This window comes from Acinetobacter sp. DMC2, assembly GCF_056314305.1.
On record NZ_JBQUYP010000001.1, the window covers coordinates 97039 to 109863 of the forward strand.

Here is a 12825-nt window from a genome sequence, read left to right on the forward strand (position 1 = left end):
AAATTTAATTTAGCGCTAGTATAAAGAGCTTTCGGTAACACGTACATTACTTAGTAACGCGCGTTCCTTCTTTTTCACCCATTACTACTGACAATAATGCACCTGATTTATTCATATCAAAAACTTGCAATGGCACATTATGGTCACGACACAAACAAATAGCAGTCAAATCCATAACACCAAGCTTTTCATCTAACACTTGGTCAAAAGTTAAATGATCGTATTTAACAGCATCATCATATTTACTTGGATCTTTATTATAAACGCCATCAACTTTAGTCGCTTTTAAAATCAAATTCGCTTCAATTTCAATACCGCGTAAACATGCTGCTGTATCTGTTGTGAAAAATGGATTTCCTGTACCCGCAACGAAAACACAAACTTCACCTTGACTCAAATGACGAATCGCATCACGACTTGAGTAAGACTCTACCACTGTGCCAATTGGCAATGCAGACATAAGACGAGTTCTGATGTTACGGCGAACTAGAGCATCACGCATAGCTAAGCCATTCATTACAGTTGCAAGCATACCCATTTGATCGCCTGTTACACGACCCACCAAGCCATCTTTTTGCAACTGACTACCGCGGTACAAATTACCGCCACCCACAACGATACCCACTTGCACACCTAAACCAACCAAGTGCGCAATTGAAAGTGACATATGATCTAAAACTTGGGCATCAATACCCATATCTTTATTACCTGACAATGCCTCACCAGATAATTTTAATAGAATACGTGAATAACGTGGGCTAATTGTTTCCGCCATGACTTTGCTCCAAAACCTCTTAAACTGAATGCTCTTTAAATATATTTCGATTAAACCGATTTAATTTTAATTAACTTTGCAAATAAATCGTATTCATCTGCATCGGTAATTTCGACTTCCAATATATCGCCCGGTTGAATAGTGCTCTTATCGATATCTTCTACAAACACATTACCGTCAATTTCCGGAGCATCGGCATAAGAACGTGCAACGGCAACAGGATATTCGTCTTCTAAACCATCGACTAATACAGTCATCGTTTGACCAATACGTTTTTGTAATTTGGCAGCAGATATTTGCTGCTGCACTTGCATAAAGCGCTCGTAACGCTCTTGCTTAATTTCTTCTGGCACATGATCGGGTAAATCATTTGCCGTAGCGCCTTCTACTGGTGAATAGGTAAAGCAGCCTACGCGATCAAGTTGAGCTTCAACTAACCAATCTAACAAAATCTGGAAGTCTTCTTCAGTTTCGCCTGGGAAACCAACCACAAAAGTAGAACGGATCACAAGGTCAGGACATTTTTCACGCCATAATTTAATTTTTTCTAGTGTGTTTTCACTGTGAGCCGGACGCTTCATTAATTTAAGAACGCGTGGGCTTGCATGTTGGAAAGGAATATCAAGATAGGGCAAGATTTTACCTTGAGCCATTAAATCAATTACCGCATCCACATGTGGATATGGATATACATAGTGTAGACGCACCCAGATGCCCAATTGGCCTAGTGCTTCACACATATCGAAGAATTTTGTCTTAACAGGCTGACCATTCCAGAAGTCAAGTTTGTACTTGGTGTCTACGCCATAAGCCGATGTATCTTGCGAAATAACCAAGATTTCTTTAACACCCGCTCTTTTAAGTGCCGCAGCTTCTTCCAATACACTACCAACTGGACGAGAAACCAAGTCACCACGCATACTTGGGATAATACAGAAGGTACAACGATGGTTACATCCTTCAGATATTTTTAAGTAGGCATAATGCTTTGGTGTTAAGCGAATTCCCTGTTCAGGAACCAAATCAATAAACGGATTATGTTTAGGTGGTGCTGGTACATATTCATGTACAGCTTCCATCACATCTTGATAAGCTGCCGCACCAGTAACCTTTAAAACGTTCGGATGCATTTGACGAATTTTATCTTCGTCTTTACCTAAGCATCCTGTAACGATTACTCGACCATTTTCACTCATGGCCTCGCCAATTGCATCTAGCGACTCTTGTACCGCAGATTCAATAAAACCACAGGTATTAACAACTACTAAATCAGCACCATCATAATCTGATGCAACTTGATAACCTTCAGTCTTTAACTGAGTTAAAATTCGTTCAGAATCTACCAATGCCTTAGGACAACCTAAAGAAACAAAACCGACTTTGGGGGTCTTCATGAATCTGCGCTCCACTTGAATGCGCGTATTGTATGTCTTTTCTTGTCTCAAGCATAGGTGGAAAGGCTACTCTTTGTGTAATGCACCAAAATACAACCAACATTTGCACCAAAACTCACCTTTGCACCAATTTAGATCATGTTATTATCTAGACTAAAGCTATTTGTTTTGATCAAAAGATATAAAGAACGATTTCAGCGCGTTTTTAAGTACCTTAAAACTTTAAAATAACCCATAAACAAAGTTGGCGTATATTTTGCATCGTTCATGTTCTATAACGGTGAAAATCCGATAACCAATGAAGATGCCATTGCGCTATTTTAAGACAGGAACGATTCGCTAATGGATCAACACAACCCTATCGACTATCGCCTATTGGTAGACAATTTAACTACTGCGATTTTATTAATCGATAGTAACTTAAATATTTTTTACTTAAATTCAGCCTGTGAAGCACTATTTGATATTAGTTTGCTTCGCGCTTCAGGACAGCCTGTTTTAAATTTACTACATGCGCCAGATGATACTTTTAACACACATGAAGCTTTATTAAACACCATAAAAACCGGACAACCTTATACGCGTCGAGAAGCTGTCATTAATGTTAACTTTAAAGACCTACATGTTGATTACACAGTTTCTCAATTAAATGCCGGCAAAAGCTATCATCCATTATTGTTGATTGAGCTCAACCCAATTGACCGCATGTTAAAGATTTCAAAGGAAGAAAATCTTGTTCAACAACATCAGGTCGCTAGACAGCTTGTCCGTGGCGTTGCTCATGAAATTAAAAACCCACTTGCAGGTATTCGGGGAGCAACCCAGTTACTCGCTCGCAGTTTAAATGATAAGACTTATGCTGAATTCACCGATGTCATCATTAATGAAGTAGATCGTTTAACCAACTTAGCTGACACCATGTTAGGTTCTAGACAATTACCAAGCTATGAAAATGTTAACGTGCACGAACCTTTAGAACGAGTACGCTCTCTTATTGCGAATCAGACAAAGAAAAAAATTAAAATTATACGTGACTATGATTTGTCTTTACCTGATGTGAATGCCGATCGTGATCAGTTAATCCAAGTCATGCTCAACATTAGTGTAAATGCAATTCAAGCCATAACAGAGAATAAAGCATTCTTTATCGATCATGAACCAGAGCTAATTCTACGTACTCGCATACAACGACTTGTCACAATTAATGGTGTGCTGAATCGATCTACAGTGCGGGTTGATATTGAAGACAATGGGCCAGGTATACCTGAGAGTATTTTAGAGTCCGTATTTTACCCATTGGTTACTGGACGAGCAAAAGGTACTGGGCTTGGCCTGAGTATTGCACAGAATATTATGCATCAACATAACGGAATGATTGAATGCCAATCTGTTCCTGGAAAAACTATTTTTAGCTTATATTTACCTTGGGAGTCAGACCGTGTCGCGAAATAAAATATGGGTTATTGATGATGATCGCGCCATGCGATGGGTATTGGAAAAGACCTTTAAAGAAGAAGGCTTTGACGTTACCAATTTTGAAGAAGCTCAAACTGCGCTTGAACGTTTGCATCATGATGCTCCCGATGTCATCTTAACTGACATTCGAATGCCTGGAATTGATGGTTTAACTTTTTTATCTAAAGTCAAAAACACTCATCCGGATTTACCTGTCATTATCATGACAGCACATTCTGACTTAGAGTCTGCTGTATCAAGTTATCAAACAGGTGCATTTGAGTATTTGCCAAAACCTTTTGATATTGATGAGGCTTTAGCTTTAGTCAATCGTGCAATTCTGCATATCAATAAACTACAACAACAAGAAGCTACAAAAACAGCTTCACCACTTCAATCAACAGAAATTATTGGTGAATCTCCTGCCATGCAAGAGGTTTTCCGCGCTATTGGTCGTTTATCTCAATCCCATATTACCGTTTTAATTAATGGCGAATCTGGTACAGGTAAAGAATTAGTTGCGCATGCTTTACACAAGCACTCACCACGCCGTGCGAAGCCTTTTATTGCATTAAATATGGCAGCAATTCCAAAAGACTTGATTGAAACCGAGTTATTTGGTCATGAGAAAGGTGCATTTACAGGTGCAAACACTCAACATCAAGGTCGCTTTGAGCAAGCAAATGGTGGAACACTATTCCTTGATGAAATTGGCGACATGCCATTTGAAACACAGACTCGACTACTTCGTGTGCTCGCCGACGGTGAATTTTATCGTGTAGGCGGACATATTCCAGTTAAAGTTGATGTTCGAATTGTGGCAGCAACGCATCAGGACTTAGAAAAACTGGTGAATGAAGGCCGATTCCGTGAAGACTTATATCACCGTTTAAATGTAATTCGTATTCACATTCCTAAACTTGCTCATCGTAGCGAAGATATACCAATGCTGGCTCAGCATTTTCTTGCACGTGCCGGTAAAGAACTTGGCGTGAGTCCAAAAATCTTACGTACTGAAACAACCGACTATATGCAACAGTTACCATGGCCCGGTAATGTTCGACAACTTGAAAACACGTGTCGCTGGTTAACTGTGATGATCACTGGACGTGAAGTTTATCCAGAAGATTTACCTTCTGAACTTAAACAAGTTCCACTGCAAAAGAATAGTGATTCTGGGCAACCTGCCCCTTCATTTGAACGCATTTCTCTACACCATTGGGATGAGTTACTAAATCAATGGGCAATTCAAAAGCTTAAGAATGGTGAAATGAAGATTTTGGATATTGCTACACCAATGTTTGAACGCACCTTAATTAACGCTGCTTTACAACAAACACGTGGACGCAAACGTCACGCAGCAGAATTATTAGGCTGGGGCCGCAACACCTTAACTCGCAAGTTAAAAGAACTTGGAATGGATTCTGCAGACGATGATGAAGAAGATGAACATAAGGTTAGCCAAACCGAGGCCTAAAAAACTTAGTGCCTAAATTAAAAGCGGCTAAGACATTCTTAGCCGCTTTATTTTTTATTAAATTCAAAATTGAACATCAGGTTACATCATTAAATCATTTCACAACTCACTCTAAGTTTATATTTTCTATTCTTTTATTTTTTTAAATTTCTACTTACTGTTCAGCAGATGATCTAAAAAAATAGCGATGACCATCCTTAAAGATAGTTTTGCTATACTAAACAAGCAAAGTTAACTGTTGTTATGAAATTTTATGCATGATTCCGTCCTTGAGTCACATCATTCAGTATGTGAGAAGCCCCAAACACGCAGAGGTATAGAACGTCGCCTAGCTCTTTTGCTAAGCGCAACCGAGCTGTTTCTGGATAAAGGATATGAAGCCGTTTCTCTTGATGACATTGTTAATCATGCCGGTGGTTCAAAAGCGTCTATCTATAAATATTTTGGCAATAAAGATGGTTTATTTACCGCAATTTGCGATTATCGCCGTGAAATGTTTTTTAAAGATATTTGTGTACCATTTCAACCTTCCCAAACATCTTTACGCAACTATTTAATTCAAACACTCATTCGCTTTTATACTCATATTATTCAACCCGAACATATCGCTTTTTTACGTTTGGTTATCGAACAAACACAATGCAATGCAACTTTGAGCAAATACTTATATGAAAAATGTGCTCAAGATGTGCAAAACACAATTGCTCAGGCACTTCTAATTTCCCATCAAACTGAAGAAATTCTTTGCACATCTCCAGATTATTCCTCACTCATGTATTTTGGAATTTTACGTGACATAGAATGGCGCATGATTATGGGAATGCCCCTACCACCCACTGAGGAAGAAGTAATTGATTATATTAACTATTGTGTTGATATTTTCTTAAAGGGTCATCATAAAGTCTAATTCTTTTGCATTTTAAAATGCTTATAGTATAGTAGACTTCTTTTTTCCCACATCCACCCAGCCAACAACAGATAATTGTTGTTTTTCATAACAATTATTATGGAGTAGCTACATGGCTCTAAGACATTTCCTGACTTTACGTGATCTATCCACTCTAGAACTTAATCGCATTTTAGAACGCGCAAGCGAACTTAAAAAAATGCAGCATGACAATCAGGTCTACCAACCTTTTGTCGGTAAAGTATTGGGAATGATTTTTGAGAAATCAAGCACGCGTACACGTATCTCTTTTGAAGCAGGCATTAATCAATTTGGTGGTAGCGCGATTTTCCTATCACCTCGCGACACACAATTAGGCCGCGGCGAACCAATTGAAGATTCAGCACGTGTAATTTCTAGTATGCTTGATATTGTGATGATTCGTACTTTCGGTCATGACATTGTTGAACGTTTTGCATCGTATTCAAAAGTTCCTGTGATTAACGGTTTAACAGATGACCATCATCCTTGCCAGTTACTTGCAGATTTACAGACTTATAATGAACACCGCGGTAGCATTAAAGGTAAAACCGTTGCTTGGATTGGTGATGGCAATAATATGTGTAACTCATATATTGAAGCTGCACACATGATGGGCTTTAAACTTAAAATTGCATCACCAAAAGGATATGAGCCTAAACCTGAATTTTTAGCAGAGTTTGGTCATTGTGTTGAAGTTTTTGACAACGCAGAAGATGCTGCTGTAAATGCTGACCTCATTGTGACAGATGTATGGGCAAGCATGGGACAAGAAGAAGAACAGAAGCTTCGTGAAAGAGCTTTTGCTGCTTTTCAAGTCAATGAAAAATTAATGGGACTTGCTCATCCTGAATGTTTATTTATGCACTGCTTACCTGCTCATCGTGGCGAAGAAATTTCTGAAACTATGCTTGATCATAAAAACGCAGTGGTATGGGATGAAGCAGAAAATCGTCTTCATGCTCAGAAAGCTTTAGTAGAATTTTTATTGAATGAAAATCTAAAACCATAATTATTTTAGACAAAAAAACAGCATCTTTATGATGCTGTTTTTTTTATTTTATAAAACTTGTACTTTTCCAGTTAATTATTTTTAAAGTTTTGATAACGTTGTCGAATATATAAGCAGGCTGTATTTCAACTATTCCCTAGAATCGTGTATAACATTCTACACAATAAGCTAAGCCTACTCTCGTAGAGTGCGATCATGACTACCCTTGAACAATCATTATCTCAAATTCCCGCATTTTCAATTATTCATGAACATTTATTTAGTTCAGCACAGCCTTCTGCTGAACAACTGAAACTGATTAAAGAATATGGTTGTAGTACAGTCATTAATCTCGCTTTAAGTAACGCACCAAATCATATTGAAAATGAAGATCGTATTTGTTTAGACCTCGGTTTAAATTACATCCAGATTCCAATTGACTGGGAAACTCCATCAGCTGAACAATGTTTATTGGTACTCGATCTTATTGATCATTTAGTCCAGAATAATGAAATTGTCTGGATTCACTGTTCTAAAAATGATCGCTCTAGTTGCCTAATGTATGTTTATAGACAGTTTTATATGAATATGGACATGCCTACTTCTCAAGATTTACTTCATGAAATTTGGGAACCCAATGAAACTTGGACAGGGCTTATTCATAGTATTACCTTACAGCTACAAGGCCGTAAGGCAACTCTTGAGCTTCAGCAGTCTTTGCAACAAGCCGATCACTTGGTGTGATGAGAGACTAAAACAGTTGCTGTAGCTAAAATCCCTTCTTGACGACCGGTAAACCCAAGTTTTTCGGTTGTCGTTGCTTTAATACTGATTTGATTAACATCTACATTTAAAACATCAGCAATACTTTGACGCATTTCCAAATTATGTTTAGCTAATTTTGGACGCTCACAAGCCACCGTAATATCCGCATTATTTAACTGATAACCGCGATCTAAGATTAACTGGTAAACATGTTTTAATAGTACTCGACTGTCAGCACCCTTAAATTCTGGGTCAGTGTCAGGAAAATGTTGCCCTATATCTCCAAGTGCCAAAGTACCTAACAAAGCATCACATAAAGCATGGAGTACAACATCACCATCAGAGTGTGCTTTCAAGCCATGCGTATGTGGAATTTGAATGCCAGCCAATGTAACGAAGTTCCCCTCTTCAAAGGCATGCACATCCATTCCTTGTCCAATACGAATTTGAGCAACCATATAACTATTACCTTCCATAAAAACTTAAGAAATCTTGTATTCAGCCTTTCTGTTTCGCTATAGTACACCTAGCAAAGTAGACTGAAAGTATAAGCGATCATGCTGTCTAATACTGATATGAATCAATTGAAAAGATTAAGTTTTGCCGTGACACTGAGTTGTTTATGTTCATCTCATGTTTTTGCAGAACCAATAGACTGTTCCAATCGTGGAGCTGAGCTTAAAATCTGTTCAAAAACATTTAGTGAATCGAGAAAGCAACTCAATAATAAATATCTTTCTGCATATTTAGTTACTGATGCTCCCTTACAGCTTTTGCAGGATACACAAAAGTTATGGTCTAAACATACTCAGCAATGCAAGAGTAATTCATGTTTTCAACAACAGTTTGATTTACGAACTGACGACCTAAATTTTTATGCATCACTTAAGCAAACGCTTACCCAACATTATCTTAAGTTTGAGAATGGACATCTAGCAGCACAGCCTGTTCACATTCAGGTCCATCAGCTCGCAAAGGATAAAATCAAAATTGAAGGAATAGCATACCGAAATCCAAATAACCGTAAAGAAACTCAAACAATTTCTTTGATGGCCTATAGTTCACCTGAACAAAAAAATGAAATTTTAGACAATGAGCACAACTGCAAATATCAGTTTAATTTTCAAAAAGCTTTACTGAATGTGAAAACCCAGCAAAAAGGCTGTGAGCGTTTTAGCGGAATCTACCGATTATATGATTAGTGCGTTAAATAAAAGCCAGTGTTTAAACACTGGCTTTTTACTTTCTAGATCGGATATTTTTGAGCAATATCCTGACCAACTAAAACAGCAGTTGCCGCAGACAAAGTCCACCCTAAGTGCCCATGTCCTGTATTATAAAAAATACGAGGCTGTCTAGATTGCTTCACCACCGGCAGCATATTAGGCATCATGGGTCTTAACCCAGCCCAAGGTACGACATGCTCAGTTGAAATATCAAAGTTACGGTTTACCCAATTTACCAAAGGTTGAATACGATCAGCCCGTATATCGCGGTTGTAACCATTAAATTCAGCTGTTCCCGCCACGCGCAACCGATCTTTACCTAAACGAGAAGTCACAATTTTAGCACTCTCATCTAGTAAACTAACCCACGGTGCATTCTTTACACTTTGCTCATCTTTTAATTGCACGGTAATTGAATACCCTTTTACTGGGTAGACATTTACTCGCTCCCCAATCATATCGGCGAGTTGATAACTTCCTACCCCACCGCAAACTACAAGCACATCCCCCTCGATCTGAATACTATCGGATTCAACAAGATAAGGATGCTCTGCACTTGGCTGACAACTTACGATCACTTTGTCTGGATGACACTTAATATCTGTAACTTCCAGACCGAATTTATACTCAACACCGTATTGTTTAGTCTTTTCAGCCAAAGAGGTTGAATATTTATGAATATCCCCCGTTGCATCACTTGGTGTGTAATAACCACCAAAATATTCACCTGTTAATGATGGTTCTATGGTTTTCATCTCATCAGGTGAAACTGAATAGCGCTCTAATGTACCTTTATTCAATACATTGTTTACTTGTTTAGCAATCTCGTAGTCAGCCTTACTATGATACATATGGAGAATTCCACGTTTCTCCAAATCAAACTCGAGCTGCTCTTTTTCAGCAACCTCAAATAAACGCTTACGAGCAAGTAATGCCAAACGGACCGTCTCAATCGTGTTTGCTTCATAGTTTTTAATATGGGATAAAAACTCAACTAGCCAGCTATATTTATGCAAACTAAATGAAGGATTCAGCAGTAGCGGTGCGTCTTTTTGTCTCATCCACTTAAAGCCTTTAACTACAGTGGCTTTTTGGTTCCATACTTCGGCATTACAAGCCGATAATTGCCCTCCATTGGCAAATGATGTTTCCATTGCAGGATATAGATGTCGATCAATCACTGTGACTTGATAACCCAGTTGCGATAATTCATAAGCAGAGGTAACCCCTGTGATTCCCGCACCTATCACAATAACATGTGGCATAACAGACTCCTCAGAAATGCAAAACATTTCATCAGTACAGCCCATCTGTCATTGGTACCTGAGAGTTTCGACCCCAACGTTACCTTTTAACGTTTAGATCTTCCCCTTCGGTGAGTTTATAATTTATAAGTTATTATTTTCAATTCTTATAAATCTAAGCTTCTCTCCAGATTTTTTAATTATTACAGTCCTTCTGCCTGAGAGTTTCCGGGCTTGTTGCTCCTTCGGCGGGTTCTTTCGAACCTCTCTCCCGCAATAATTTTGTATTTATATAAGCAATGTATCTGCCACTTTAGAAAAAACGCATTCTTTTCTTGTAAACTTTTGTACCAGCAATTATCAAGTTATAAGCCATTAATTTAATTATAAAAATAAAAAAGGTGAATTTTTATAAATTCACCTTTTGTGTTTAATTAGAATTTTCCATTTAGCACTGGGTCTGAAACTGTACCCTTCCATTGCTCACGCAAGGTTGGTAAATAAAATTTCTCACCAATAGTGACCAATTCTGCATCAATTAATGCGTGAACTTCGTGCATAAAAATATAATCAAGAGCAACCAAAGAGAGCTGATGATTTTTTTGTGCTGTTTTCTTACGTTTCGCTTGAGCTTGTTTCACTAACTCATTCGCAAAGTTTTTATCTTTATAAGCCGTAATTGCATTTAAACGGAGTTCAATAACACCCCATCCAGCCAATAGCTTTTTAAAAACATCAAAATCTTCTGAAGTTGATTCCCATGTTACATTTTCTAAATCATTATCATCAGGTAAAACTGGCAATAACAGGTCACCTGTACTTGGGAAAATCTTTTTAAGATTTAACAGAAACTTAACAGGCTGATCACCGGGATAATCATTAAATTGCACATGTTGTTGAGTATCTGTCAAATAAATAGGGAGCATTCAAAAATCCTTAGCTAAGCTTCTGTTTTCAATCACTTTATCTTCAGTTTTGCAAAATAAATGCAAAACAAAAACAATATAAAAACAGGACAAGGTGGGCATTTTAACAATTATGACAGCTTATTCAACGCTAATTCGCCATTAATTAGTGAAACTTATACCCTCTTGATAAAAAGCCCTCCGAAAAGAGCTCTTTGTTGATACAAGTTCAATTCTTGCTATCACTAAAAACCGACCAACCTCTAGTCATCAAAAGATTTTCTTATACTTTATTGATACAGCTAATAAGACTTTTTGAATAAAGTTGTCGGTTCATTTCTAAATTAAATTTGAGAAATGAGCTCTTCCGTCGTTTTTAACTTAGCAAAAGCATTACTTAAAATTTGGTTATGATGATCAATTGCTTGCTGAGCATTTAAAGCTGCTGAATCAGTTGTGGTGTGGCCATCTGAAATTAATATCAATTTATATCCGTACTCAGAAGCAGCCCTAACAGTAGTATCAATGCAATACTCAGTTTTCATGCCAGTAATGATGAGTTCATCAACACCCAGTTTCTCTAACACTTCTTTTAAAACAGTATTTTTAAAACCACTCGGGTACATTTTTTCAATGACTATATCTTTATGTGGATTAAAAGCTAACTCTGTGATTAGCTGAGTGTTCGGTCCACTTGGATCTAATGGTGTGCCTATCTCACCAACATGCCGAATAAAGATAATTGGTCTATCATTTAAGCGGTAATATTCAATAAGACTAAGAATATTTGAAAGTACGAGTTGAGCATTATATGGCTTAGACTGGCCGCTGAATAAGCCATTTTGCATATCAATGACCAGTAAAGCCGATTTTGAATTGCTATTGAGTTTTTCCATCATTTCTCTCTGTAAGAACCAATAATGAACAGAGAAAAATTAACCCAGCCATTATTGGCCGGGTTTAGTCATCTTATTAAGTCACTTTAATAAAAATCACACACAGCCTTCTTTAGAGGTCGTGGTGGTGGTGATTTTATTCAATAAACAGTTCATTTGTTTTAACTGCCCAAAATTAAAGCTTAAATAACCATACCATAGCTTTTTCAATAAAAACAAAACTTTTTAGCTTTTATTGTATGAAATATCTTTTAAGCATACCTAGTTCTTAAAGAAATAATTCATCATAAAAACTAATTTATTTAACTGAAAGTAAGTATTCGTATGCTGTTTTTTCATTACTCTCTAATTTAATGACTGCATCAGTTTCATCATTCAAAGTAAGGTTAAATACCTTCTCACCATCATAAGAAATTTGATGACCCATACGAAATTCTGAATCAATTGACTCAAGAATAATAAAATTTCCTTCTATATTCGAAGCGATATAGTAAGTGTTGTTCCGATGAACATATCTAATTGTGTACATCAATATTTAAATTCCATCTAAAAAATTATGTTTTTTCTTAATTAATAAAAAAGGCTGCTTCCTTTTTTCACCCAAAAATAAGCCTAACTAAAAAGTTGCTTAAAACTAAAATTGGAAAGATACATACAGTCATTTTCCAATTTGATAACACCTAAACTCCATCAATATAAATCGAATTAAAAATAAAATAATTCAAATATTTAAAACCAAAAAACATATAAATTTATGCTGATTTGAAAAGAT

Annotated in this window: 13 protein-coding genes and 1 riboswitch; of the genes, 6 read left to right on the top strand and 7 right to left on the bottom strand. The window is 37.0% G+C overall.

The window, feature by feature from the left end:
• Positions 1-46: 46 nt before the first annotated feature.
• Both pyrH and rimO read right to left on the bottom strand, forming a co-directional pair.
• The gene (pyrH, locus tag ACT53H_RS00485; RefSeq protein ID WP_004791851.1) at positions 47-775 is read right to left on the bottom strand and encodes a UMP kinase; all 729 of its coding nucleotides are present in this window, start codon (positions 773-775) and stop codon (positions 47-49) included.
• 50 nt (positions 776-825) lie between these two features.
• Positions 826-2169 carry a 30S ribosomal protein S12 methylthiotransferase RimO gene (gene rimO, locus ACT53H_RS00490; protein WP_004791849.1) on the bottom strand — a complete coding sequence of 448 codons (1344 nt, stop codon included), beginning with the start codon at positions 2167-2169 and terminating at the stop codon, positions 826-828.
• Between the two features lie 342 nt (positions 2170-2511).
• Here rimO and glnL point away from each other — a divergent pair, with 342 nt between their 5' ends.
• From glnL to ACT53H_RS00515, 5 genes are all read left to right on the top strand, one after another.
• Entirely contained in the window at positions 2512-3621 is a 1110-nt protein-coding gene (gene glnL, locus ACT53H_RS00495) for a nitrogen regulation protein NR(II) (RefSeq protein ID WP_004791847.1), read from the top strand.
• Positions 3608-5101, top strand: a complete 1494-nt coding sequence (glnG, locus tag ACT53H_RS00500; RefSeq protein ID WP_004791845.1) for a nitrogen regulation protein NR(I) — start codon at positions 3608-3610, stop codon at positions 5099-5101. Before glnL ends, glnG begins: the two co-directional genes overlap by 14 nt.
• A gap of 253 nt (positions 5102-5354) precedes the next feature.
• Positions 5355-6008 (top strand): TetR/AcrR family transcriptional regulator, encoded by a 654-nt coding sequence (locus tag ACT53H_RS00505; protein WP_174759896.1) that lies wholly within the window; start codon positions 5355-5357, stop codon positions 6006-6008.
• A 112-nt stretch (positions 6009-6120) separates the two neighbouring features.
• Positions 6121-7038, top strand: coding sequence for an ornithine carbamoyltransferase (gene argF, locus ACT53H_RS00510; RefSeq protein ID WP_151963021.1), 918 nt, complete (start codon positions 6121-6123; stop codon positions 7036-7038).
• A 195-nt stretch (positions 7039-7233) separates the two neighbouring features.
• Positions 7234-7761 carry a protein tyrosine phosphatase family protein gene (locus ACT53H_RS00515; protein WP_476008349.1) on the top strand — a complete coding sequence of 176 codons (528 nt, stop codon included), beginning with the start codon at positions 7234-7236 and terminating at the stop codon, positions 7759-7761.
• Here ACT53H_RS00515 and ispF read toward each other — a convergent pair.
• The gene (ispF, locus tag ACT53H_RS00520) at positions 7749-8240 is read right to left on the bottom strand and encodes a 2-C-methyl-D-erythritol 2,4-cyclodiphosphate synthase (RefSeq protein WP_004791837.1); all 492 of its coding nucleotides are present in this window, start codon (positions 8238-8240) and stop codon (positions 7749-7751) included. The genes ACT53H_RS00515 and ispF overlap by 13 nt on opposite strands.
• 99 nt (positions 8241-8339) lie before the next feature.
• On the opposite strand from ispF, the gene ACT53H_RS00525 reads away from it, so the two are divergent.
• Positions 8340-8984, top strand: a complete 645-nt coding sequence (locus ACT53H_RS00525; RefSeq protein ID WP_199944479.1) for an A1S_1983 family putative colistin resistance protein — start codon at positions 8340-8342, stop codon at positions 8982-8984.
• A 44-nt stretch (positions 8985-9028) separates the two neighbouring features.
• Here the strand turns inward: ACT53H_RS00525 and ACT53H_RS00530 are convergent, their stop codons facing one another.
• The 4 genes from ACT53H_RS00530 to ACT53H_RS00545 form a co-directional block, all read right to left on the bottom strand.
• Positions 9029-10273: a D-amino acid dehydrogenase gene (locus tag ACT53H_RS00530; RefSeq protein ID WP_013197482.1), complete on the bottom strand. Its 1245-nt coding sequence runs from the start codon at positions 10271-10273 to the stop codon at positions 9029-9031.
• A 175-nt stretch (positions 10274-10448) separates the two neighbouring features.
• A riboswitch (glycine riboswitch) is annotated at positions 10449-10536 on the bottom strand.
• Between the two features lie 150 nt (positions 10537-10686).
• Positions 10687-11178: a hypothetical protein gene (locus ACT53H_RS00535; RefSeq protein WP_476008350.1), complete on the bottom strand. Its 492-nt coding sequence runs from the start codon at positions 11176-11178 to the stop codon at positions 10687-10689.
• Positions 11179-11501: 323 nt separating this feature from the next.
• Positions 11502-12053 carry a cysteine hydrolase family protein gene (locus tag ACT53H_RS00540; RefSeq protein WP_474770906.1) on the bottom strand — a complete coding sequence of 184 codons (552 nt, stop codon included), beginning with the start codon at positions 12051-12053 and terminating at the stop codon, positions 11502-11504.
• Positions 12054-12351: 298 nt separating this feature from the next.
• Positions 12352-12582 (bottom strand): hypothetical protein, encoded by a 231-nt coding sequence (locus tag ACT53H_RS00545; protein WP_004791826.1) that lies wholly within the window; start codon positions 12580-12582, stop codon positions 12352-12354.
• Positions 12583-12825 lie beyond the last annotated feature (243 nt).